This is a genomic window from Pseudoalteromonas sp. MER144-MNA-CIBAN-0113 (genome assembly GCF_040308965.1).
GTDB lineage: Bacteria > Pseudomonadota > Gammaproteobacteria > Enterobacterales > Alteromonadaceae > Pseudoalteromonas > Pseudoalteromonas tetraodonis.
Genome location: NZ_JBEOOG010000021.1, coordinates 25,785 through 48,243 on the forward strand (window position 1 = coordinate 25,785; position 22,459 = coordinate 48,243).

24 protein-coding genes are annotated in these 22,459 nt (G+C 41.4%); 11 read left to right on the forward strand and 13 right to left on the reverse strand.

What is annotated here, in order from left to right; genetic code table 11:
- Positions 1 to 285: 285 nt before the first annotated feature.
- The gene (lexA, locus tag AAEY57_RS07685; protein ID WP_008114166.1) at positions 286 to 903 is read right to left on the reverse strand and encodes a transcriptional repressor LexA; all 618 of its coding nucleotides are present in this window, start codon (positions 901 to 903) and stop codon (positions 286 to 288) included.
- 198 nt (positions 904 to 1,101) lie between these two features.
- On the opposite strand from lexA, the gene AAEY57_RS07690 reads away from it, so the two are divergent.
- A complete protein-coding gene (locus tag AAEY57_RS07690) occupies positions 1,102 to 1,545 on the forward strand; it encodes a PaaI family thioesterase (RefSeq protein WP_013466144.1) in 444 nt (147 codons plus the stop codon).
- Between the two features lie 29 nt (positions 1,546 to 1,574).
- Here AAEY57_RS07690 and AAEY57_RS07695 read toward each other — a convergent pair whose 3' ends face one another.
- Positions 1,575 to 1,955 carry a hypothetical protein gene (locus AAEY57_RS07695; protein ID WP_013466145.1) on the reverse strand — a complete coding sequence of 127 codons (381 nt, stop codon included), beginning with the start codon at positions 1,953 to 1,955 and terminating at the stop codon, positions 1,575 to 1,577.
- A gap of 252 nt (positions 1,956 to 2,207) precedes the next feature.
- On the opposite strand from AAEY57_RS07695, the gene AAEY57_RS07700 reads away from it, so the two are divergent.
- The gene (locus AAEY57_RS07700; RefSeq protein WP_028834827.1) at positions 2,208 to 2,861 is read left to right on the forward strand and encodes an endonuclease; all 654 of its coding nucleotides are present in this window, start codon (positions 2,208 to 2,210) and stop codon (positions 2,859 to 2,861) included.
- A 39-nt stretch (positions 2,862 to 2,900) separates the two neighbouring features.
- Here AAEY57_RS07700 and hmpA read toward each other — a convergent pair whose 3' ends face one another.
- The gene (gene hmpA, locus AAEY57_RS07705) at positions 2,901 to 4,082 is read right to left on the reverse strand and encodes an NO-inducible flavohemoprotein (protein ID WP_028834826.1); all 1,182 of its coding nucleotides are present in this window, start codon (positions 4,080 to 4,082) and stop codon (positions 2,901 to 2,903) included.
- A 165-nt stretch (positions 4,083 to 4,247) separates the two neighbouring features.
- On the opposite strand from hmpA, the gene norR reads away from it, so the two are divergent.
- The gene (gene norR / locus AAEY57_RS07710) at positions 4,248 to 5,813 is read left to right on the forward strand and encodes a nitric oxide reductase transcriptional regulator NorR (RefSeq protein WP_028834825.1); all 1,566 of its coding nucleotides are present in this window, start codon (positions 4,248 to 4,250) and stop codon (positions 5,811 to 5,813) included.
- 5 nt (positions 5,814 to 5,818) lie between these two features.
- Here norR and AAEY57_RS07715 read toward each other — a convergent pair whose 3' ends face one another.
- Entirely contained in the window at positions 5,819 to 6,715 is an 897-nt protein-coding gene (locus tag AAEY57_RS07715; RefSeq protein WP_028834824.1) for a LysR family transcriptional regulator, read from the reverse strand.
- A gap of 116 nt (positions 6,716 to 6,831) precedes the next feature.
- Here AAEY57_RS07715 and AAEY57_RS07720 point away from each other — a divergent pair, with 116 nt between their 5' ends.
- Positions 6,832 to 7,398: an NADPH-dependent FMN reductase gene (locus tag AAEY57_RS07720; RefSeq protein ID WP_013466150.1), complete on the forward strand. Its 567-nt coding sequence runs from the start codon at positions 6,832 to 6,834 to the stop codon at positions 7,396 to 7,398.
- A 7-nt stretch (positions 7,399 to 7,405) separates the two neighbouring features.
- On the opposite strand, the gene AAEY57_RS07725 is transcribed toward AAEY57_RS07720, so the two are convergent.
- Positions 7,406 to 7,849 carry a tellurite resistance TerB family protein gene (locus AAEY57_RS07725; RefSeq protein WP_013466151.1) on the reverse strand — a complete coding sequence of 148 codons (444 nt, stop codon included), beginning with the start codon at positions 7,847 to 7,849 and terminating at the stop codon, positions 7,406 to 7,408.
- Positions 7,850 to 7,944: 95 nt separating this feature from the next.
- Here AAEY57_RS07725 and AAEY57_RS07730 point away from each other — a divergent pair, with 95 nt between their 5' ends.
- Positions 7,945 to 8,325: a hypothetical protein gene (locus AAEY57_RS07730; RefSeq protein WP_013466152.1), complete on the forward strand. Its 381-nt coding sequence runs from the start codon at positions 7,945 to 7,947 to the stop codon at positions 8,323 to 8,325.
- A gap of 74 nt (positions 8,326 to 8,399) precedes the next feature.
- Here the strand turns inward: AAEY57_RS07730 and AAEY57_RS07735 are convergent, their stop codons facing one another.
- The gene (locus AAEY57_RS07735) at positions 8,400 to 8,996 is read right to left on the reverse strand and encodes a hypothetical protein (RefSeq protein ID WP_028834823.1); all 597 of its coding nucleotides are present in this window, start codon (positions 8,994 to 8,996) and stop codon (positions 8,400 to 8,402) included.
- Between the two features lie 385 nt (positions 8,997 to 9,381).
- On the opposite strand from AAEY57_RS07735, the gene AAEY57_RS07740 reads away from it, so the two are divergent.
- Positions 9,382 to 9,675 (forward strand): hypothetical protein, encoded by a 294-nt coding sequence (locus AAEY57_RS07740; RefSeq protein ID WP_036957068.1) that lies wholly within the window; start codon positions 9,382 to 9,384, stop codon positions 9,673 to 9,675.
- Between the two features lie 51 nt (positions 9,676 to 9,726).
- Here AAEY57_RS07740 and leuD read toward each other — a convergent pair whose 3' ends face one another.
- The 5 genes from leuD to fabR form a co-directional block, all read right to left on the reverse strand.
- A complete protein-coding gene (leuD, locus tag AAEY57_RS07745) occupies positions 9,727 to 10,326 on the reverse strand; it encodes a 3-isopropylmalate dehydratase small subunit (RefSeq protein WP_028834822.1) in 600 nt (199 codons plus the stop codon).
- Positions 10,326 to 11,726: a 3-isopropylmalate dehydratase large subunit gene (gene leuC / locus AAEY57_RS07750; protein ID WP_008465616.1), complete on the reverse strand. Its 1,401-nt coding sequence runs from the start codon at positions 11,724 to 11,726 to the stop codon at positions 10,326 to 10,328. Before leuC ends, leuD begins: the two co-directional genes overlap by 1 nt.
- Positions 11,727 to 11,782: 56 nt before the next feature.
- On the reverse strand, positions 11,783 to 12,859 hold the full coding sequence (leuB, locus tag AAEY57_RS07755) for a 3-isopropylmalate dehydrogenase (RefSeq protein WP_013466156.1): 1,077 nt from the start codon (positions 12,857 to 12,859) through the stop codon (positions 11,783 to 11,785).
- On the reverse strand, positions 12,856 to 14,409 hold the full coding sequence (gene leuA, locus AAEY57_RS07760) for a 2-isopropylmalate synthase (protein WP_036957067.1): 1,554 nt from the start codon (positions 14,407 to 14,409) through the stop codon (positions 12,856 to 12,858). The genes leuB and leuA overlap by 4 nt, the downstream gene beginning before the upstream one ends.
- Before the next feature lie 395 nt (positions 14,410 to 14,804).
- A complete protein-coding gene (fabR, locus tag AAEY57_RS07765; protein WP_013466159.1) occupies positions 14,805 to 15,422 on the reverse strand; it encodes an HTH-type transcriptional repressor FabR in 618 nt (205 codons plus the stop codon).
- A gap of 130 nt (positions 15,423 to 15,552) precedes the next feature.
- On the opposite strand from fabR, the gene AAEY57_RS07770 reads away from it, so the two are divergent.
- Positions 15,553 to 16,686 carry an acyl-CoA desaturase gene (locus AAEY57_RS07770; protein ID WP_013466160.1) on the forward strand — a complete coding sequence of 378 codons (1,134 nt, stop codon included), beginning with the start codon at positions 15,553 to 15,555 and terminating at the stop codon, positions 16,684 to 16,686.
- Between the two features lie 13 nt (positions 16,687 to 16,699).
- The gene (gene sthA / locus AAEY57_RS07775; RefSeq protein ID WP_016900074.1) at positions 16,700 to 18,130 is read left to right on the forward strand and encodes a Si-specific NAD(P)(+) transhydrogenase; all 1,431 of its coding nucleotides are present in this window, start codon (positions 16,700 to 16,702) and stop codon (positions 18,128 to 18,130) included.
- A 73-nt stretch (positions 18,131 to 18,203) separates the two neighbouring features.
- Here sthA and hemE read toward each other — a convergent pair whose 3' ends face one another.
- Positions 18,204 to 19,268, reverse strand: a complete 1,065-nt coding sequence (gene hemE / locus AAEY57_RS07780; protein ID WP_013466162.1) for a uroporphyrinogen decarboxylase — start codon at positions 19,266 to 19,268, stop codon at positions 18,204 to 18,206.
- A gap of 507 nt (positions 19,269 to 19,775) precedes the next feature.
- Between hemE and AAEY57_RS07785 the strand changes: the two genes are divergently transcribed.
- Positions 19,776 to 20,246 (forward strand): Rsd/AlgQ family anti-sigma factor, encoded by a 471-nt coding sequence (locus tag AAEY57_RS07785; protein WP_013466164.1) that lies wholly within the window; start codon positions 19,776 to 19,778, stop codon positions 20,244 to 20,246.
- 59 nt (positions 20,247 to 20,305) lie between these two features.
- Here AAEY57_RS07785 and fkpA read toward each other — a convergent pair whose 3' ends face one another.
- Positions 20,306 to 21,058: an FKBP-type peptidyl-prolyl cis-trans isomerase gene (gene fkpA / locus AAEY57_RS07790; RefSeq protein WP_013466165.1), complete on the reverse strand. Its 753-nt coding sequence runs from the start codon at positions 21,056 to 21,058 to the stop codon at positions 20,306 to 20,308.
- A gap of 195 nt (positions 21,059 to 21,253) precedes the next feature.
- Between fkpA and AAEY57_RS07795 the strand changes: the two genes are divergently transcribed.
- Both AAEY57_RS07795 and AAEY57_RS07800 read left to right on the forward strand, forming a co-directional pair.
- A complete protein-coding gene (locus tag AAEY57_RS07795; RefSeq protein ID WP_013466166.1) occupies positions 21,254 to 22,252 on the forward strand; it encodes a WD40 repeat domain-containing protein in 999 nt (332 codons plus the stop codon).
- On the forward strand, positions 22,239 to 22,454 hold the full coding sequence (locus AAEY57_RS07800; RefSeq protein WP_013466167.1) for a SlyX family protein: 216 nt from the start codon (positions 22,239 to 22,241) through the stop codon (positions 22,452 to 22,454). Before AAEY57_RS07795 ends, AAEY57_RS07800 begins: the two co-directional genes overlap by 14 nt.
- Positions 22,455 to 22,459 lie beyond the last annotated feature (5 nt).

The window sequence follows — 22,459 nt, forward strand, 5'->3', positions numbered from 1 at the left end:
GGTGTATTTTTTAAAATGCGCAGCTAAAAAAATAGCAACTAGTCAGGCAATTAATCTAAGAGTCAGGTTTAGTAAGGGGTGTATTGAAATTACAGGATAGAAATATAAAAAATTGTTAACTTAAAAAAGCAGAGTAAATTTGTTTATTTATAAAGTATTTAGTGATTTTATTTATGATAGGAGAAGCACTTAACAACATATAGTCATACATTTGATAAGTTAGACATTGTGCTGCTAACAAACCCAGCGCCTAATCACTATTAAGCGCTAAATTATGCTTTAATACTACATCCAGTCAGCGTTACGAATAACACCTACCGCTAAGCCTTCAATATTGAACGACTCATTTTCTAAATCGACCTCAATAGCTGAAAACTCATCATTTTCAGCATGTAAGAGTACTTTTCTGCCCGCTTTTTCTAAACGCTTCACGGTTACATCGTCGTCAACACGGGCAACAATAACTTGTCCATTTTCGGCAACTTGGGTTTTATGCACAGCAAGTAAATCACCATCCATAATACCAATGTCTTTCATACTCATACCGTTAACACGCAATAAAAAATCGGCCGCAGGTTTAAACATTAAAGGGTCAATTTTACAGTGGCTTTCTACATGCTGTTGCGCCAATATAGGCTCACCGGCAGCCACCCTGCCAATTAAAGGTAAGCCTAACTGCTCTGGCTCCTCTTCTTCAACAAGCTGAATGCCCCGACTCGCGCCTGGCTTCATTTTAATCACACCTTTTTTGGCCAGTGCTTTTAAGTGTTCTTCTGCAGCATTCGCACTTTTAAAACCCAGTGTTTGTGCAATTTCGGCACGTGTAGGAGGCATACCAGTGTCTTTAATAAACACTTTAATGAGTTCGAGTATTTGCGCTTGGCGTTTCGTTAATGGTCGCATACAACTGGTTTTCCATACAGTACAATTAACTGTGAGTATATACAGTTATTTAAAAATCGCAAATATAAATTAATGCCTTATATGCCGTTATCATCAAACAATAACCTACTTTAAAAGCAGGGTGATAAATGTAATTATTAGCAACGCATTATCATATTAATAAATTTTAATTCTCAATTACTTATCCAAGGAGCTAGCATGAGTATTTGGCATCAACCGATTACATTAGAGTTTTGTAAGCAATTAGATCAAGGTATTACAGGCCAAGGGACACTCATGAAAACCATGGGAATAGAAATCAGTGAAATTGGTGATGACTACTTAGTGGCAACTATGCCGGCAATTCCAGAGCATCATAACCCTATGGGTATCGTTCATGGTGGTGCAAATGTGGTGCTTGCTGAAACAGTAGCAAGTTATGCCGCTAATTTTGTGGTTGATTTCAATCGGTTTTATTGTGTTGGCCAAGAGATCAGTGCAAGTCATTTAAAGGCATCACGCAATGGCACATTAACGGCCACAGCGAGAGCTTATCATATCGGCAAGCGCAGCTCGGTTTGGGATATTAAAATAACCAATAGCCGCAATGAGCTTTGCTGCGTATCACGTATGACCGCAGCCGTAGTAGAGCGAAAAGGCTAGTAAGTCAATTAACCAAGGTTGAAATTAAATTACTTTTCGAAAGGGTAAATAGTAATTTCTACGCCTGCACCAATTGCAGATATACGTAACAAGGTATCTGCATGTAAGGCTTGGTTAAAGCATTTTGGCGAAGTGCCAGACTCAAACCCAATATCGAAAGTTCTGCGTGAACAACTCAACCATTGCTTTAATGCATTGCGTGAACACGACTCGATTAACTCACACAAGTGATTAATCGCTTTATCTGGCGTGGTTATTTCACCTGCAACCTCAATGCGAGCAAGTTGACGGTATTCGTCTTTATCATAATGTAAAATAGTTGCGACCTTTTTTAAATCAGCAACTAATACGCTAATATCTTGCTTTGACTCAAGCTCTAGATCTACATTTAAAAATTGAATTTCCGACATTATCTCGTTTTTACCCTCTATTAATCTCATTGCAAACTTTAACGCAGTTTTACCGTTATACCAAATCAACAACGCAGGAATCACTGCATTAACGCGTTTTTAGCGTTAGCCTCTGAATATTGCCCACTATTTACTCCTAAAAAACGCCCTACACAAAATACGCAAATTAAAATTAAAGCATGCCGGCGGCAGTTTACTTTTTTATTCTAGGCCTTAAACTAGCCGCTCCTGTAGTTCACGTATGTGATGGATATGATTCGGTTTATTTTAGCTTTGTTGGCTTGCTGTGCTTGTTTTTCAGCAATGGGCGAACAATTTACGCGGTTTTCGAGTGCCAAAAAGCACTTAATTAATACCCTTCCCGAAAACGCTAAAAGTATTTATTGTGGTTGCGATATAAAAAAACAAGGCAAAAAGTTGGTACCCGACCCTACCCATTGTGGCTACGTGCCTCGCAACACACTAACCCGCTCAGGCAAAGTAAATCAACGTGCCCTGCGAATTGAATGGGAACATATTGTCCCTGCATGGGAATTTGGTCACCAGTTACAATGTTGGCAAGATGGTGGGCGTAAAAACTGCCGCAAAGTTAGCGCTAAGTTTCGCTTGATGGAAGCCGATATAAACAATTTAGCCCCTGCAATTGGTGAAATTAACGCCGATCGCTCAAACTACCGCTTTGGCATGTTAGCCCAAAACGCGACGCAATATGGTCGCTGTGAGGTTAAAGTTAATTTTAAACAACGTGTTGTTGAACCGCCTGTTCATGCACGTAAACGCATTGCCGATGCGTACGCTTACATGCAAAAAACGTATGGTTTAAAAATTTCAGCTAAACAACAAAAGCTATTTAATGCTTGGCAACAACAAGCTTATGCTGCTAACACAAATAGTAAAAAGCTGTAAGTTTAAATTAAAAGCGTGTAACACACGCTTTTAATTAACCTATAACGCTTGGTGTGGTCCAAATATTTCGTAGTGAATGTTTGAGCTTTGCACACCTAAATCAAGTAGCTGGCCTTTTACGTAAGCCATAAATGATGCTGGTCCACACAAATAAAATGCCCCTTCGCTAATAGGTAATGATGCCTCAAGCACCGATAAATCCATTAGCCCAGTGAAATCACACTCCTCGCCACCTTGATTAAACCAAGTAAATGTTTTTAGCTGTGGATGCATTGCCGTTTGCTGCGCTAAATACCCTTTAAATGAAAATTCGCGGCTGTTTTCACACGCGTGCAAATAACTAATCGCTTGATTTTTATCACCACTAAGTAGCGTTTGCAGCATCGCCATCATCGGGGTTTGGCCAACGCCTGCTGAAATAAGTACCACTGGAGTTGCCTCATTTTTTAAAATGAAATCTCCCGCTGGCGGGTATAACTCTACTCGTGCGCCTTGCTCTAGTGAGTGTAAATAATTAGACACCACGCCAGGCTTTGGTTGGCACTCTTTTTTAACGCTAATACGATAGTTTTTAGCATTGCTCTTTTGCGAAATAGAATACTGGCGGATCTCTTCATATTCTGCGCCCTCAGGCTTAACTTTAATGCCAATGTACTGTCCTGGCTTGTAGGTAATAACTGCTTTACCATCCACAGGTGTCAGCGTAAAACTAGTTACGAATTCAGATTCAATATGTTTATCAGTAATTTCAAACTGGCGCGTGCCTGCCCAGCCACCATGGTTGTTTTTACTGTGCGCATACAATGCCGCTTCTTCGGTAATACAAATATCAGCAAGTACACCGTAGGCTTCGCGCCACGCATATTCAACATCGGCAGTAAACTGCTCAGGAATAAGCTCTTTTAACGTACCGATTAAATGTGCGCCCACAATAGGATAATGCTCAGGTAAAATATTTAAGCTGGTATGCTTATGATTAATTCGCGCTAGCGCCTCTTTTAACACGGCTAAATTATCAATATTTTGCGCGTACGCAGCCAACGCATTAAATAATGCAAATTGCTGACGACCCGTTTCTTGATTAGTCATATTAAAAATATGTTTAAGCTCGGGATTATGACTAAACATGCGCTTGTAAAAATGATCGGTTACGACCGTACCTGCCTCTGCAAGCAATGGCACCGTGCTTTTAACTATTTGTATGGTTTTATCGGATAACATGTTTATTTCCTATGTAATAACTAACTGCTTGCATTTAGCATTACACAGAGTGTGCCAACCAATTAAACCTATAATATTCAAAAGGTTAAATTAACTCGCTTTACAAAATGGGTCTTTATGACCTACTATAAAACCTGTAAAAATACACTAAAAGGTCATTTTGACATGAACCAACAATTCAACCTGACGCAAGTTGCATTAGAACTTGCGCAAAGTACGTTACATGCTCACAGTTTTGAGCAACTTTTAGCCACGGTTGAACGTGTTATTCCCAGCGATGCCAGTGCATTATTAATTCGCCAAGGTGAGCAATTAAAACCCTTAGCCATTAAAGGGCTTATGCCCGATAGCCTAGGACGACGTTTTGATATTGCGGAGCATCCTCGCCTTAAAGCCATCTGCAGTAGTCGTTTGGCTCTGCAATTTGCACATGACTGTCCACTACCTGATCCATACGACGGGCTACTACTGGCTAAAACCGGTGATATTCCAGTGCATGCCTGCTTAGGGTTACCCCTTTATGATAAAAACGCACTACTTGGCATTCTGACCTTTGATAGCCTTAACGCCAATGCGTTTGACGGTATTACCACTGATACACTCAACACCTTACAAACCTTGTGCAGTGCGCACTTTAAAACAGCCCTAGAGCTTGCCCATTACAAACAACATGCGCAGCACTCTAGTGAATTAGTACAAGCGTTAAACCGTGAGGCGCTCAAACGTGATGGTGGTGAAATTATTGGCCAAAGCTCAGCAATACAAACGCTTAAAAATGAGATAAAACTGGTTGCGGCATCAAACTTTAGTGTCCTTATTTTAGGTGATACTGGGGTCGGCAAAGAGTTGGTGGCACGTAATATTCACTTACACTCCGCACGTAAAGATCAGCCATTAATTCATTTAAATTGTGCATCACTGCCTGAAAACCTCGCAGAAAGTGAATTTTTTGGCCATGCAAAAGGCGCTTTTACCGGCGCCCAAAATGCCCGCCAAGGTAAATTTCAGTTAGCCGATGGCGGCACCTTATTTTTAGATGAAATCGGCGAGCTGCCTCTGGCTATGCAAAGTAAATTATTACGCGTACTGCAAAGTGGCGAAGTACAAACCGTTGGCGAAGATGAACTTAAATATGTCGATGTTAGAGTGATTGCAGCAACCAATCGCGACCTAAAACACGAAGTAACACAAGGACGGTTTCGCGCCGATTTGTACCATCGATTAAGTGTTTATCCACTCACAGTCGCTCCATTGAAAGCCCGTGATGAAGATGTTATTTTATTAGCCGGTTATTTTGCAGAAAAAACAGCCCGCAAGCTCGCTATTAAACAGCTAAAACTCAGTATTGAAACGCAACTGCTGCTTAAAAAATATGACTGGCCAGGCAATGTGAGGGAGCTTGAGCATGTGATTAATCGGGCTGCATTAAAGGCTAAACAACATCAGTGGCAGCAACCAATTATTACTATTGAACCTGCGCATTGTGAGCTAAATTTAAGCGATGTTAACACCTTAGCTCTTGAACACTCAAACCAGCTTGTAATCCCACCTTTAGCAAACAACATTTCGTTAAAGCAAGCCACAGATACCTATACTCAGCAACTTATAATACAGCAACTTAAACAACATAATTATAACTGGGCAAGCACAGCGCGTAGTTTACAGGTCGACCGCGCTAACTTAACGCGGCTAGCCAAGCGCTTAGGTGTTTCAATAAAAAAATCGTTGTAGCCTTTTTAACTTAACTTTCGCTGCTTAAAATAATTTTTTAATAGCTGACTAAACGCTTGAACTTTTGCCGTTCGATGCACTAAATGATGCGTAACCAGCCACAAATCGGTTGGCCAACTCAGTTCATTAGGCAGTACAGGGACTAAATCAGAGTATTGCGCTGCAACATCATGCTGTAATCCGCCAATACCGAGTCCTTTAACGATGGCGCGGGTCGCTTCTGAGGTTTCTGACACTCTTAGCTTAACTTGCGACGGGGGAATATTTTCATCAACCCATGCAAAGTAAGGCACTTTGGCATTATACCCTGCTACACCTGACACAAAGCTATGCAGCGATAGTTGCGCTAATGTTTGTGGCAACCCATAACGGCTAATGTAATGCTTTGATGCATAAAATCCTGACGAGAGCGCCGCTAAATGCTGAGCAATATAATCACCCTCATCCGGTCTGGGTCCAGCTCTTACTGCGATATGTGCTTGGCCATGATCTAAACGTAAGCGTTTTTGATCCATAATCACTTGTAATTGCACTTGCGGATGCAAGGTTTGAAACTGCTCACACACCTCACTTAATACATCAATAAAGCCACTAACTGTGGTGAGTAACAAGCTACCTTGCAAGGTGCTATCTGCAGCAATAATGTCATTATGTAGGCGCTCTAGTTCACCATTAATCGCTTGTGCTGTGGTAAATAACTTAGCGCCAATTTCTGTGACTTTGTAGCCGCGAGCATGGCGATGAAATAGTCGCGCATTTAAGCTTTTTTCTAAGTTATTTATTCGCCTGAGCACCGTACTATGGTGAACATCTAACACTTCGGCCGCGGCAGTTAAAGTACCTAAGCGCGCTACCTCGTAAGCAACCTTCAGGTCTTGCCAATCATTAAATTGAATTGCCATGATAACTACTCTTTAATCTGTGCATATACGCACACAAGTTTTGCGTTTATTTGGCTTTTCTGCAAGTGATTATTTGTTAAAGTCACATTATACAAACTCATTATCAGGAGCAGCTCATGACAACACCAAAAATTATTGCCCTAGCAGGTAGCTTACGTAAAGATAGCTTTCATCAAAAACTCATTAACGAAGCGGCACGCTTTGCTTTAGAAAGTGGCGCTGAAGTAGAAGTGATTAAACTCGCAGACTTAGCCATTCCTATGTTTGATGAAGATCTCGAGGCACAAGGCACACCAGCCGGTGTACAACAACTTAAAGACAAACTTCGCGCAGCCGATGGCATTTTGCTGGCCAGCCCAGAATATAATGGCTCTATTACCGCCGTGTTAAAAAATGCTATTGATTGGGCATCGCGCACCGAACAAGGCGCAGAGCCTGCATTTGCAAATAAAGTAACCGCGTTATATGCAGCCTCACCAGGTGGGTTGGGCGGTTTACGGGGCTTAAATCATGTGCGTGATATATTATCAGGCATTGGCAGCTTAGTATTAGCGAACCAACTGGCAGTACCGGCTATTCATACTTTATTAGATGACAACGGTCGAATTAGCGACCCCGCTACCGCTGAAAAAGTGGCTGGTCTTGCACAGCAGTTAGTTAGCGTAGCAAGTAAGCTTAAATAAGCAGCCACTATAACTTTGTTGCTGCAAGCTTTGCAGCAATAAAGTCTTCATGGGTAACATACAATAAATTAGCAACACGACGAATAACGTATTCTTCTTGTGGATCAAGTTCTCCATCGGAGTACGCTAAACGCCAAAGTAATTCAACTATATCAATGCGTTGCTGTGCACTACATTGATTGTTAATTTGCTTAGAAAATTGAAAATAATCAATGGCGTCATCTAAGCTTGCACTTGCTTGCTCGGTTAACTCATCTACTGCTTCATCCGTTAAATCAAAATATTTTTTTAATGTTAGACTTAGCGTATGTTGCTCATCAGCCTGTAAATCGTTATCCGCTCGCATTACCTCAATTAATAATGCGGCAACCGCTGTTTTTAAATCATGTTGTTCAATATCATAATCTTGCTGATCAATACTCGAAAAAAGCTGTTTAATTTGCTTGAACATCACATTTCCCCTTTTTGGGTGTTAGACTTATATCATAACGGGTTTAATAGATATGCTGATCACACTACCCAAAATCAAGATGGAGTTAAAGGTTTATGAGTATAAAAGCCAATCATTACATACATGGAATTATTAGCTGGTGTTTATTAACGGGGTGTTTGAGTGTGTCGGCAGAGCAAAGTGAAATGCAGCGACTTTATGATTTTGATGAAAAGGTGCATTATAAGCAAACTCAAATAGACACTAACAATTACCACCTAGAAATACAGTCTGACGACTACCCACATTTTAGAAACCAAAGTGTGTTTTTGTTGCGCCACGCAAATCGTTTATGTCACGATAATCCTTTTATGTTAAAAGTGACTGAGGGCGTGCAGGAGTACCAACGCTTTCCAACTAAACCGCGTGCTTATCAGCCACCGCTCAGTGTATTTGTGCAGTGTGAAATGCCTGCAGAAAAAACCTCAAAAAAATAACACCTCGTTATTTTCAGTAAAACCACTGAGTATTAAAATAGCCTGTGGTTTTACTGTAGTTAACCTGAACTAAGTTAGTTAACGCCATATCCCCACGGCGCAGCCGGTGGTGTGATAGGTTTAGTTAAATCAAAATCAACACGGAATTCGCGACCTTGGCGAATAAGTCGATAAGTGAACTGTTCAGGGTAAATATACATTTGCCATGTATTGCCTACCGATTGCGGTATGCCTTGGCTAACAAATAACTCTTTTGAATACTGATCTGCAGGGAATGACTGCATATTAGCAAAACCCGCATCCACAGTATGACCGCCATACATAGTAGACACATCATCGCTGCCATCTTTATGGCGATGATCGTGCTTTAGGCTCAAACCACTACCTGTTTTAGTAATGATCCACGTACGTGAAGCATCATCACCGACATGAAACGGCACCTGTAACTCACGGTCATTACACTTACGCACATGCATAATTAACTTTTTATCGGCAAATGAACTCGGCCCTGTTGCATTATCAACCGTTACTTTACCCTCGAAAGCTTTACCGCAGTGAGCAGCAATACTATTGAAAAAGCTATCATGACTTGGAATTGATACCAAAGGCGCTGGACGTGCTAATGCAGCAGTGGATGCCAGCATAAACGCTGCAGCTGTTAATAATTTCATAATGTGTCCCTAAACATGTAAAAAATCAGCTTAGCGTTTAAGCAAACACAAAGAAAATAATCACGATGAACAGCAATAAAAATTAACAGAACAATAGGGTTTTACTTTAATTAATTAGTAAAAAAATATCGCTTGAAAGAAGATAAGAAATTAAATATTGTTGTTTGATAAAGGGGAAATAACTAATACCAATTCGCTTAATTAAGCGGTCTATTTTGAGGCAGGAAAAACGGGGTGATAGCTAGGCAAAAAATTCGCTATTTAGTTGTTCGAAATTAGAATTTTTTAACACAGATAGCAACACGTTTAGCCCCGCAAAATGATTGAGTATTATTGCGGATTGGTATAAACGTAAAGCCAGTTTTAGCGCGGAGCACATATTTAAATGGAAAAATATATCGGCTTAATAATCATCGTATTACTATTAATTATTCAAAATCGCTACACTCTGCACATATATCAACACCTTGCTGAGCAGCACCCAGAACAATGGAAAAAATTATCACAAAATTCATTAGATGGGACACCCTATGCCAATCTTGCTGAGTCATTTAAAGATGGTTTTTTTTCGACTATCAACGACCCAAAGGTAGTCCGCTACCAGAAATTTAAAACTCTCAATTTATTACTAATTGCAATGATTACATTAGCAAGCTTATTGCGTGGTTTTTTAATATAAGCGATTAAAAAAGCGCAACCTAAGTTGCGCTCCAGTTTCATATGTAAAAGGTTACTGCCACGGTCTCTCTGCGGCTAACTGCTTTTCAAACGCATCAATTTGCGGATTGAGGGTTTCGGTTACACCAATAAAGTCTAAGCCACTTAATAAACGCTCTTTCACGTCTTTGCGAATATCAAAGCGAATTGGCGCAAACTTATTGCTGGTAAGTAACTGGTTTTCAAGATCCACATCAATGTGAATATCGTCGTGCTGCTCACTTAACACAAATAACTCTTCCAGCGTTTGCGCTGGCAATGTAATAGCAAGCATTTGATTGTTACCACAGTTATTAAAGAAAATATCAGCAAAGCTTTCAGCTAAAATCACTTCAAACCCATATTGCTTTAATGCCCATGGTGCGTGCTCGCGTGATGAGCCACAGCCAAAATTATCGCGGGTTAATAATATTTGCGCACCTTGGTAACAAGGACGATTTAAAATAAATTCAGGGTTTGGCTCGCCATTATCTAAATAACGCCAATCGTAAAACAGTGCTGCATCAAAACCATCACGGCTGGTTGAAGTTAAAAACTGCTTAGGAATAATTTGGTCGGTATCGACGTTGTTTTTATCAAGTGGGGCCATTAAGCCGCTAAAATAGATGCTCATTAAGCTTCTCCTCTAATATCAACAAAGTGACCATGTATTGCAGCTGCTGCCGCCATTGCAGGGCTCACTAAGTGTGTACGCCCGCCGCGCCCTTGGCGACCTTCAAAATTACGATTCGAGGTGGAAGCACAGCGTTTACCAGCTCCTAAACGGTCATCGTTCATAGCTAAACACATCGAACAACCCGGCTCGCGCCACTCAAACCCTGCAGCTTTAAAAATATCGGCTAAGCCTTCATCTTCAGCTTGCTGCTTAACTAAGCCTGAGCCTGGAACAATCAGCGCTTCAATACCAGCTAAAACCTGTTTACCTTCAACAATTTTTGCTGCAGCGCGTAAATCTTCAATGCGGCTGTTGGTGCATGAGCCAATAAATACCGTGTCTACTTTGGCGCTTGATAGTTTATCGCCCGCTTTTAAGCCCATGTATTTAAGCGCACTGCGAATTGCATCGGCTTTAATTAAATCGGTTTCTTTATCTGGATCTGGAATACATTCATCAACGCCAATCACTTGCTCTGGATTAGTCCCCCAAGTAACTTGCGGTTGAATACTGCCTGCATCTAACTCTACTTCTAAATCAAAATGAGCACCATCATCCGTTTTTAAAGTTTCCCAGTAGGCAACAGCGGCATCAAAATCAGCACCTTTAGGTGCAAACGGGCGCCCTTTTAAGTACTCGTAAGTGATTTTATCTGGGGCAATTAAACCTGCCTTGGCACCCATTTCAATGCTCATGTTACACAATGTCATACGGGCTTCCATTGATAGAGCTTCTATGCCTTCACCACAAAATTCCGCCACATAGCCAGTGCCACCAGCAGTGCCTAGCTTACCAATAACCGCCATAATTAAATCTTTAGCTGTTACTGTAGGGCGTAATACACCGTTAATTTGAATTTTTAACGACTTCGCCTTTTTTTGCTGTAGCGTTTGCGTAGCTAATACATGCTCAACCTCTGAGGTACCAATACCATGTGCCAAGGCACCAAACGCACCATGCGTTGAAGTATGACTATCGCCGCAGACTATAGTGGTACCTGGTAAAGTAATCCCCTGCTCAGGGCCAATAACATGCACTATGCCTTGGTTTACTGAATTTAAGTCGTACAGCAAAATGCCAAATTCTTTACAGTTTGCATCCAGTGCCATTAATTGATTTTTAGAGACTTCGCTGGCTGCATCCAGTGAACGACTTTTAGTTGAAACATTATGATCCATGGTGGCAATGGTTTTTTCTGGACAACGCACTTTACGATTTTTTTCACGTAAGCCTGCAAATGCTTGTGGTGACGTCACTTCGTGTACTAAATGACGGTCAATATAAAGTAAATCGGTTTGCTCATTAATACTGGCAACGGTATGTGCTTGCCAAATTTTATTGTATAAGGTTTGGGCCACTTGCTAACTCCCTGATCTGATTGAGCCACAGCCTGACGGTGCTGTGGCTTTAATAATTAAATGCGTGAAACGATGGCCGCTGCTACATCGGTGGTGGTATAGCCGCCCTGCGGATAAATATCTGGCGTTCCCACACCGGCTTCAACCGCCTCTGCGACTGCTTTTTCAATCGTACGAGCCGCTTCGTCTTGGCCTAATGAGTAACGTAGCATTAATGCGGCACTTAAAATTTGTGCGATTGGGTTTGCCACCCCTTTCCCGGCGATATCAGGCGCTGAACCACCCGCGGGTTCATACAAGCCAAAGCCTGATTGATTCAAACTTGCCGACGGTAATAACCCCATCGAACCGGTGATCATGGCGCACTCGTCCGATAAAATATCACCAAATAAATTATCGCAAAGTAATACATCAAACTGGCTAGGTTGCTTAACCAGTTGCATCGCTGCGTTATCTACATAAATGTAATCTAAGCTCACTTCTGGAAAGTCTTTACTCACTTCGGTTACCACTTCGCGCCATAAAACGCTTGATGCTAAAACATTGGCTTTATCAACCGAGGTCACATGATTGCTGCGCAACTTAGCGGCCTCAAAAGCAAAACGTGCAATGCGCTCTATCTCTTTACGTGAATAAGTTTGCGTATCAAATGCAGTTTCTTCTGCCCCTTCGCCACTGCGGCCTTTCTCACCAAAATAAATACCACCCGTTAGCTCGCGCACACATAAAATATCAAACCCTTTTTCGCTAATATCAGCACGTAGTGGTGATGCAGCGCTTAATGCGGGTAACAACTGAGCAGGGCGTAAGTTACAAAACAAACCAAAGTGCTTGCGCAGTGGTAACAATGACGCGCGCTCCGGTTGGTCATTCGGTGGTAAATGTTCCCACTTAGGGCCACCCACGGAGCCAAATAAAATAGCATCGGCGTTTTCACACGCTTTTAAGGTCGTATCAGGAAGTGCTTTGCCAAATTCATCAATGGCAGCGCCACCAATAGCATGGTGTTCACGGTTCAGAGTAAAGCCAAACTTATCACTTACTGCATCAAGCACTTGCTCTGCAGCTGCCATAACTTCTGGGCCAATACCGTCGCCCGCTAATACGGCAACGCTGTAATGTGTTTTACTCATCCTGCTTTCCTTTGTTGTTTTAAATCAGACACTTTTTGTGCTCGATAAATTAAGTTATAAACCCGAACCATAGCGCGTACTGAGGCTTCGACCACATCGGCCGCAATACCGGCACCGTGATAAGGACGGCCATCATATTTAGCAATAATATTCACTTGTCCTAATGAGCTTGCACCTTGGCCGGTGGCCTCTAAATTGTATTCAATCATTTCAACGCTCATACCAGTTAAGCGCTCAATGGCTGCAAATGAGGCTTCTACCGGGCCGTTACCTGTGGCCGCTTCTTGTTTTGCTTCGCCATCAATCAACAAACCTATCGTTGAGCTGGCTACCGATTGAGAGTTCGACGTAGAGTGAACAAACTCTAATTGATATTTTTCATCTTTGTCACTGATTTGATTAAAGTAAATCATTGCTTCTAGGTCGTAGTCATATACTGTGCCTTTTTGGTCAGCTAACGCAACGAAACTTTGGTATAAGCTATCCATGTCGTAATCAGATTTTTGATAACCTAACTCTTCTAAGCGATGCTCTATAACATGACGCCCTGAACGCGAGGTCATATTTAATTGATTACTTGGCACACCCACACTTTCAGGTGACATAATTTCATAGGTATTTTGCGCTTTTAATACACCATCTTGGTGAATACCTGAACTGTGGGCAAACGCATTTTCGCCAACAATCGCTTTATTTGGCTGTACCGGCATATTACAAATTTTGGCTACTTGGCGAGAGGCGCGGTAAATTTCTTCGCTTTTTATATCGGTATATACGTTTAAATGGTCTTTGCGCATTTTCATGATCATCGCCACTTCTTCAAGTGAACAATTACCCGCGCGCTCCCCTATACCATTAATGGTGCATTCGATTTGGCGCGCACCGGCTTGAACGGCAGCAACAGAGTTAGCAACGGCTAAGCCTAAGTCGTTATGGCAATGCACACTTAAACGGGCTTTATCAATATTTGGCACGTTGTTCATTAAATGACGGATCATTGCTGCGTATTCATCTGGCGTTACAAAACCGACGGTATCTGGCAAGTTAATCGTGGATGCACCGGCATTAATAGCTTGCTCAACTATTTTGCATAAATCCCAATGTGGTGTACGTCCTGCGTCTTCACATGAAAATTCCACATCATCAGTGTAATTACGGGCAAGCTTGATTGATTTAACCGCCATCGCGGTTGCATCATCTAAGCTCATACGTAGTTTATGCTCAAGGTGTAAAGGGCTGGTTGCAATAAAAGTATGAATACGGCTTTGCTGTGCACTGCGAAGCGCCTCGCCACAGGCTTCAATATCTTTGGCAACCGAGCGTGCTAAGCCACAAATAATAGGGCCTTTTACTTCAATGGCAATTCGCTGCACTGAGCGAAAGTCAGCGGGGCTCGAAACCGGAAAGCCCACTTCCATGACATCCACATTTAAGCGGCTAATGGTATGCGCTAGTTGAATTTTATCATCTTCAGTCAGGCTTGCTTTAAGTGCCTGTTCGCCATCACGTAAGGTGGTATCAAAAATCCATACTTTATCTTGCTCTTGCATAACTGCCCCTCATTCCTGTGTTACCCAAATTTCGATTTATCCCTGCAGCGAGATAAAAAAAACCCCGCAATTGCGGGGTTTTGTTGTTTAGCTCAATGCAAACACACTAATCCCCGCTCACTTGCCACAGCAGTAAGAGGTTTAGTTTTAGTGTAATTAAACGATTAGTTTGCATTTGTTTTCTTGTGTGTGTGTCCAATGAGGCTTATTTTTATCATTGCAGCGCAGTAGGTGCAAGCATAAAAATGCCATAAAAATAATTACACAAGACTTTTAAGGGATTTTAAATTCAATAAATAGATAAAAAAGAGATAAAGAATTCAACCTTGGAGGGCGTGGCGTTTAAATTAACAAGCACCGTAAAGTACAGTGCTTATTTTAACTTTTTTTAATATTTACTCTTTCTTTTCTGCGCGTACGTAATTTGACGCACCACGAGTAATATAGCGTAACTGCCAAATAACTCGCTCAATTAATTCATCGCGTTGCTGACCTTCAATATCTAGCGCTTCGGCGCCAGCATTAAATACCAACGTAACCATAGCCTCTGCCTGAATATACGCATGAATCGCATCACAGGGCGTTTCACTTTCTAAATAATGAGCAAGCTCTAAAATAAAGTGTTTCACTTCACGTGCTACTGCCGCTCTAAATGCTTTTGAGGTACCTGAGCGTTCACGCAGCAATAATCTAAATTGATTACTAGAGTTATCAATAAACTCCATAAAAGTAACCACAGACGTATTTATTACACTGCCGCCACTGGCTATTCGCCTACGAGCTTGACGCATCAGCTGACGCAGCGTTAAACCCGCTTCATCAACCATGGTTAAACCTAGCTCGTTCATATCTTTAAAGTGACGGTAAAAAGAGGTGGGCGCAATACCGGCTTCGCGCGCTACTTCACGCAAGCTCAAATTTGAAAAGCTATGATCAGCACTAAGCTGATTAAAAGCAGCTTCAATTAATGCTTGTCGTGTTTTTTGTTTCTGTTGTGCTCTAACGCCCGACATCAACAGCTCCCTGAATGAATTTGTAATAAATTTTTAATTAAAAAAATAGCTAATAGTACAGTCTAATACTTGACGGCAGCAGATTGAAATATTATTTTAGCGTACAGTTGTACGCTGAGAAATGAGAAAGATGAAAAAACCACCACTTATATGGACCAACGTCCTTTTCTTTAGCCTGACGTTTTTGGCTGCTGTTACACTTGTACCTTGGTATGGGTTTAACTATGGCTTTACAGGCACACAATGGGCTGCTTTTGTAGCTTGCATGTTTTTCGCGGGATTATCGATCACTGCGGGTTACCATCGTTTATGGGCGCACAAAACCTACAACGCACACCCGGTCGTTGAATTTATTTTTGCCTTAGGCGGCGCGTTTGCTTTGCAAAACAGTGCGCTGCATTGGAGCAGCGATCATCGTATTCACCACGGTCAAGTTGATGACCCTGTAAAAGACCCTTATGCCGCTACCAACGGCTTTTGGTATAGTCACATAGGCTGGATGCTGCGCGACTACCAAGGCGATAGCTACGGTGATTACAGCAATTGCCGCGACCTACAACGCAATAAAATAGTGATGTGGCAACATAAACATTACTTAAAGCTGGTAGTTGCCATGAATGTTGGTTTACCACTGGTATTAGGTTTAATGTTAGGTGATGTGTGGGGCATGTTATTACTAACGGGACTACTTCGTTTAGTACTGAGCCAGCATTTTACCTTTTTTATTAACTCTGTTGCGCACATTTGGGGTTCTCGCCCTTACACAGAAAAAAATACCGCACGCGATAACGGCTTTTTAGCCTTATTTACTTATGGCGAGGGTTATCATAACTTTCATCATATTTTTGCTAGCGATTACCGCAACGGCATTAAGTGGTTTCATTACGACCCAACTAAATGGATGATCCGCTCGTTAGCTGCACTTGGTTTAGCGAGTAAATTAAAGCGCACACCGGTTGAGCGCATAGAAAAAGCTAAAGCAGAAACCTTGATGAGCAAAACACAAGGTCGCCTCGCAAAATTGCCTTTAGCGCAAGATAAGCTTACATTATTACAACAAGAGTACGATTTGTTGCTTAAAAAACTGCAAAATTATTGCTCATTACAAAAACAAGTGTTGGAAGCTAAAAAAAATAATATGGCAAAGCAGTGTGAAAAGTCGGCATTAATGGCACAATATCACGAGCTTGAGGCCGCCTGGGAAACACAAAAACAGGCATGGCTAGCACTTAATGCGAGGTTATTAAAAGCCTCTTTTAGTTAAAATAGGAGTGGCTGTGGCCAAACAACCAGAAAAGAAAAAAGTACCCGTGACATACCAATATGATGCAATCATTATTGGCACGGGTCCTGGCGGTGAAGGGACCGCTATGAACCTCTCTAAAAGTAACAAAAAAGTAGCGGTTATTGAACGCCAAACAGCCGTGGGTGGTGGCTGTGTACATTGGGGTACCATTCCTTCAAAGGCACTTCGTCATTCTGTTAGTCGCTACATTGAATACAAAGCAAATCCTTTATTTAACGTAGGCGAGCGTCCGGTAAGACTTACCTTTCCTGATATTTTACGCCATGCCAGTTCGGTAATTTCAAAGCAGTCAAACTTACGCAGCAGTTTTTACGATCGTAACCGCATTCATATGTTTCAAGGCGACGCTAGCTTTGTTGATAAGCACACTATTGAAATTAGACGTAATGACGGTTCTACTGAGCGCCTTACTGCACAAACGATTGTTATTGCTACCGGCTCACGACCTTATCGCCCACCAGGGGTGGATTTCACCCACTCACGAATTTACGAAAGTGACACTATTTTAGGCCTTGAACACGACCCGCATCGCGTACTTATATACGGCGCGGGTGTAATTGGTTGTGAATATGCGTCTATCTTTAAAGGGCTAGGTGCCAAAGTCGACTTAGTGAATACTCGCGATCGCTTATTGGCGTTCATGGATGCTGAAATATCTGATGCATTAAGCTATCACTTTTGGAATAGCGGTATTGTAATTCGTCATAACGAAGAGTTTGATCGCATTGAAACCCGTGATGACTGCGTTGTTATGCATTTAAAATCGGGCAAACGTGTTAAAGCTGACTGTATTTTATTTGCCAATGGCCGAACAGGTAACACTGATACCCTTAATTTAGAAGCCATTGGCTTAAAAGCAGATAGCCGCGGACAGATAAAAGTAAACGAAACCTACCAAACAGAAGTAGACAATGTATACGCGGTAGGTGATGTTATTGGCTATCCAAGCCTTGCGAGTGCTGCCTTTGATCAAGGTCGAATTGCCGCAGATGCCATCGCGTGTGGTAATTGTGATGAAAAGCTGATTATTGATATTCCAGCCGGTATTTATACTATTCCTGAAATGAGTTCTGTCGGTAAAACAGAGCAGCAATTAACTGCTGCAAAAGTACCGTATGAAGTGGGACGTGCGCAATTTAAACATTTAGCCCGCGCGCAAATTGCAGGCACCGATGTGGGCAGTTTAAAAATATTATTTCATACAGAAACCAAAGAAGTACTCGGCGTGCACTGCTTTGGTGAGCGTGCCTCTGAAATTGTGCATATTGGCCAAGCTATTATGGAACAAAAAAATGGTGGCAACACCATCGACTACTTTGTAAATACCACGTTTAACTACCCAACGATGGCAGAAGCCTACCGAGTTGCGGCGTTAAATGGTTTAAATCGCTTGTTTAAGTAATATTAAGCACTAGGTAACAAAAAGCCCGCTTGAATCAAGCGGGCTTTTTTAATAACTCATCGTTATTTAGAAACTATTTATGATATTGCGCACTTAATTCATGCACGGCGTTAATGAATACACCGGCATTTTCTGGGTCAACATCTGGTGTAATACCGTGGCCTAAATTAAATACATGGCCATTGCCAGTACCAAAGTCTTCTAAAATAGTACCAACCTCTTGGCGAATACGATCAGGCGTACCATGAAGCATTGATGGGTCCATATTACCTTGCAGTGCAACTTTATCGCCAACACGACGTTTAGCATCACCAATGTTAATAGTCCAATCTAAACCTACTGCGTCACAGCCCGTTGCGGCAATCGCTTCAATCCACTGACCACCATTTTTGGTAAATAAAGTAACCGGTACTTTACGGCCATCGTATTCACGAATTAAGCCATCAACAATTTTATGCATGTATTGCAATGAAAACTCATTGTAATCACGCGGGCTTAGTACACCGCCCCATGAGTCAAATACCATTAGCGATTGCGCACCCGCTTTAACTTGCGCGTTTAAGTAATCTATCACCGAATCAGCTAGTTTATCGAGTAATAAATGCAGTGTTTGCGGCTCAGCAAACGCCATTTTTTTGATTTTACCAAATACTTTACTGCTACCACCTTCAACCATGTAAGTTGCAAGTGTCCAAGGCGAACCAGAAAAACCAATTAATGGCACTTCGCCTTTAAGTTCACGACGAATAGTGCTCACTGCGTTCATTACATAGCCAAGCTCATCGGTAGGATCAAGTTTAGGAATTTTTTTAACATCAGCTAGTGACGAAATTGGGCGTTCAAACTTAGGGCCTTCGCCTGTTTCGAAGTACAAGCCTAATCCCATTGCATCGGGAATAGTTAAAATATCACTAAACAAAATAGCTGCATCTAATGGGTAACGGCGCAAAGGCTGTAATGTTACTTCACAGGCTAACTCAGCATTTCTACACAGGCTCATAAAATCGCCCGCTTGTGCACGTGTAGCACGGTATTCAGGTAAATAACGTCCTGCTTGACGCATCATCCATACCGGCGTGACATCAACAGGTTGCTTGGCAAGGGCACGTAAATAACGGTCGTTTTTTAATTCGCTCATAGCGTATAGAGTCCTAGGGCTTTTAGAAATTGTGCAAGATTGTACCACCATATTCACGCCCCCTCTATCGCTAAGCGATTAAATCGCTACAGAGTAGCGCTAGATCAAGTAATTTTTAATTTTCATGTTACTTTGTACATAAAACAACCAAACAAACGTTAATAATAAAAACTTTTCATTAAACTATTTGCAACATCTAAAAAAGCTTGATATTGTATCTCCCGCGTTAACAAAACAATAACAAAAATTGTTAATATAAAAATAATAAAAATCTCTAATAAAAATAAGAATGCTTGTTTAAACAAGTCTAATAAAGAAATTAAACCACCGTAATAGGTGGTTTTTTCTTGCCTGGAATAAATTACTTACAACTTATACCCTTAAACAAAATTCCCTCTGGTATTACATCTATTTTACTTGTTGATATACACGCCAATTAAATATATCTTGGATAACATAAGTTTTATTTTTAATTTAAAAAATCCAACCCAGCTTAGGAGAAGAATTATGCTGAAGCGTGTAGAAAAAGCTCAACAAAAGTGGGGGGGTAGCCATACGGTCATCGATAATTGGTTAAACGAACGCCAAGAGTTGATTGTGCTTTACTGTAAAATTGCAGGCTTTTCACCTTATGAGAAAAAAGATCAGTCTTTGCCTGAACCATCACAAATTCAGGCATTTTGCCAAATTTTAATGGATTATTTATCTGCCGGCCACTTTGAAGTGTACGACGATATTGCTAAAGCCTGCGAAAAGAAAGGCCTAGAAAGCCAGCAACTCGCTAATACGATATACCCACGTATTTCAGATACCACTGACATCGCTCTGGATTTCAACGATAAGTACGCTGAGGTAGACGCTGAAGATTTACTAGAAGGCTTTGATAACGATCTTTCAGTAATGGGTGAAGCACTCGAAGCGCGCTTTGCACTTGAAGATGAGCTGATTGATAACTTATTTTCTAATCACACTGACTAATTAGTTATTCAACGTAATAAAAAAGGGACCTAAGGTCCCTTTTTTATTATCTATAACGCTTATTCTGCAGCGGCAGCTGCTGCATCATTTTGAATTTCTAATAATTCAACTTCAAAAATGAGTGTTGAATTAGCAGGAATTTTACCTAAGTCACGATCGCCGTAAGCAAGGTCTGAAGGAATAGTAAATTTGTACTTAGACCCTACAGGCATAAGTTGTAAACCTTCAGTCCAACCAGGAATTACACGGTTTAGTGGGAACGTTGTCGGCTCGTTACGTGAGTAAGAGCTATCGAACTCAGTACCGTCTAACAATGTGCCTTTATAATGTACTTTAACCACATCAGTTGCTACTGGTTTTGCGCCTTCGCCTTCGCTCATTACTTCGTACTGTAAACCAGACTCAGTAACCATCACGCCTTCTTTTTTAGCGTTATCAGCTAGGTATTTTTCACCTTCAGCTTTGCTTTTTTCAGACTCTACTTTTGCTTTTTCTTCTTGTTTAGTACGCACTGATTCGTCTAATGCTGTTAGTACTTCACGAATTTTCTCTTCGTCAATTTTTGCATTACCCGCAAGTGCATCTTCAAAGCCTCGCATTAATAAAGCTTGGTCTAATTCAATACCAATTTCTTTTTTATCCGCTAGGTCTTTATTTAAAAAGTTACCCACAGATGCACCAATACCGTACGCTTGTTGCTGTGCTACAGTATCTAGCTTAACGTCTGCTTGCTCTTTTTTTGCTTCTTGATTACAAGCTGTAAGCGCTAAAACTGACGCTGCAATCAATGACAATTTAATCGTCTTTCTCATTTTAAATCTCCGACACACTTTGCAGTTGCCATTTATTGTAATATTACTAGTTAAAGATTAACGGCCTACATGGTAGGCTGCTTGTTTAATAGCTAAACTAAAAACATATCCAGTGATTAGACAAACAACCTAGGCGTTTAACGAGACCTAGTCTAACCTCTCAGTCACTAAGAGTTAAGAGGAAATACCTGTAATATGTCGTTATTTCGTACTTTTTTAGTCGCCACTTGCTGTTTATTAACAATTGCATGTAGTGATGAAAAACAACAAGCAGTGGCCAGTTTTGAGCACACTGCACAGGGCGCCTTTTCATCTGCGTTATCGCACGATGGTCAATACAGCTTAGTGTCTTCTATCCATCATGGGGTCGCCCTTTGGGATAATCAACAGCAAGCGCTTAAATACCAATGGTTTCAACAGCAGGCTGAAGATAGCTTAGTTTATGCCGTAGCCATTGCTTTTGATAATAGCGTGGCTGTTACCGCCGAAAAAACCACCTTTGCGGTCTGGGATATTGCCACCGGCAAAAATAAAGGCTTTTATAAAATACAAAAAGCCAGCATTCGCGATATTGCCATTAGCAACCAAGGCCAAAGTGTTGTTTACGGGCGCAGCGATGGCGTTGTGGTATTTATAAACCTTAACACAGGTAGGCGCATTGAATTTTTAGGCCATCAAGAAAAAGTAAATACCGTTGACCTATCACCCAACGGGCGCTATGCACTAAGCGGCTCTAACGATTATGTTGCCTACTTATGGGATACTCAAAGTGGGCAAGTAGTTCATCGCTTTAATCACCCAACCCGAGTAACGCAGGTCGCTTTAGATCCTCAAGGGCGCTATGCTTTTACCGCCGACAGTATGGCACAAGCAAATGTATGGAAGCTGACTACAGGTGACCTTGTTAGTAAACTAAAGTATATTGCGCGTCAGAAAATTTTTACCGCAGTGCGCTTTAACGATCAAGGCACTTTATTAGCAACCGGTTCACCCAATAAACGGGTTGATTTATGGCAGCTAACCAGCGGTGAAAAAATTCAAACATGGCAAGTCACTCCGCGAGAAGGCAGTAAGCCCAAATCGGCAGTGGTACTTGATGTGGCATTTACAGATAACGGTAAATCATTGTTAACTGAAAGCTCGAGCGGAATCGCTGAGCGCTTTATTATACGAGAACCAAATGAACACAATTGAACATCGGCTAATGGAACTTGAGGCTAAAGTGGCTTTTCAAGACGAAACAATTGAAATTTTGAATGATGAAATAAAAGTTCACCAGCAACAGTTGGCAAAAATAAAGCGCCAAACCGAATTGCTGGCTGAAAAACTTAAAGAGTCGCAAGCATCGCAACCTATGATGTCGAATATGCCGGAGCCTCCGCCACCGCATTACTAAACTGT

Coding starts and splice junctions, on each gene's coding strand:
- AAEY57_RS07770 (WP_013466160.1), top strand. CDS start 15,553: ATGAAAAAACCACCACTTATATGGACCAACGTCCTTTTCTTTAGCCTG.
- fkpA (WP_013466165.1), bottom strand. CDS start 21,058: ATGAGAAAGACGATTAAATTGTCATTGATTGCAGCGTCAGTTTTAGCG.
- AAEY57_RS07695 (WP_013466145.1), bottom strand. CDS start 1,955: ATGTCGGAAATTCAATTTTTAAATGTAGATCTAGAGCTTGAGTCAAAG.
- hemE (WP_013466162.1), bottom strand. CDS start 19,268: ATGAGCGAATTAAAAAACGACCGTTATTTACGTGCCCTTGCCAAGCAA.
- AAEY57_RS07690 (WP_013466144.1), top strand. CDS start 1,102: ATGAGTATTTGGCATCAACCGATTACATTAGAGTTTTGTAAGCAATTA.
- AAEY57_RS07785 (WP_013466164.1), top strand. CDS start 19,776: ATGCTGAAGCGTGTAGAAAAAGCTCAACAAAAGTGGGGGGGTAGCCAT.
- norR (WP_028834825.1), top strand. CDS start 4,248: ATGAACCAACAATTCAACCTGACGCAAGTTGCATTAGAACTTGCGCAA.
- AAEY57_RS07720 (WP_013466150.1), top strand. CDS start 6,832: ATGACAACACCAAAAATTATTGCCCTAGCAGGTAGCTTACGTAAAGAT.
- leuD (WP_028834822.1), bottom strand. CDS start 10,326: ATGAGCATCTATTTTAGCGGCTTAATGGCCCCACTTGATAAAAACAAC.
- leuA (WP_036957067.1), bottom strand. CDS start 14,409: ATGCAAGAGCAAGATAAAGTATGGATTTTTGATACCACCTTACGTGAT.
- hmpA (WP_028834826.1), bottom strand. CDS start 4,082: ATGTTATCCGATAAAACCATACAAATAGTTAAAAGCACGGTGCCATTG.
- AAEY57_RS07800 (WP_013466167.1), top strand. CDS start 22,239: ATGAACACAATTGAACATCGGCTAATGGAACTTGAGGCTAAAGTGGCT.
- AAEY57_RS07730 (WP_013466152.1), top strand. CDS start 7,945: ATGAGTATAAAAGCCAATCATTACATACATGGAATTATTAGCTGGTGT.
- AAEY57_RS07735 (WP_028834823.1), bottom strand. CDS start 8,996: ATGAAATTATTAACAGCTGCAGCGTTTATGCTGGCATCCACTGCTGCA.
- AAEY57_RS07725 (WP_013466151.1), bottom strand. CDS start 7,849: ATGTTCAAGCAAATTAAACAGCTTTTTTCGAGTATTGATCAGCAAGAT.
- leuB (WP_013466156.1), bottom strand. CDS start 12,859: ATGAGTAAAACACATTACAGCGTTGCCGTATTAGCGGGCGACGGTATT.
- AAEY57_RS07715 (WP_028834824.1), bottom strand. CDS start 6,715: ATGGCAATTCAATTTAATGATTGGCAAGACCTGAAGGTTGCTTACGAG.
- AAEY57_RS07795 (WP_013466166.1), top strand. CDS start 21,254: ATGTCGTTATTTCGTACTTTTTTAGTCGCCACTTGCTGTTTATTAACA.
- lexA (WP_008114166.1), bottom strand. CDS start 903: ATGCGACCATTAACGAAACGCCAAGCGCAAATACTCGAACTCATTAAA.
- AAEY57_RS07740 (WP_036957068.1), top strand. CDS start 9,382: ATGGAAAAATATATCGGCTTAATAATCATCGTATTACTATTAATTATT.
- AAEY57_RS07700 (WP_028834827.1), top strand. CDS start 2,208: ATGATTCGGTTTATTTTAGCTTTGTTGGCTTGCTGTGCTTGTTTTTCA.
- fabR (WP_013466159.1), bottom strand. CDS start 15,422: ATGTCGGGCGTTAGAGCACAACAGAAACAAAAAACACGACAAGCATTA.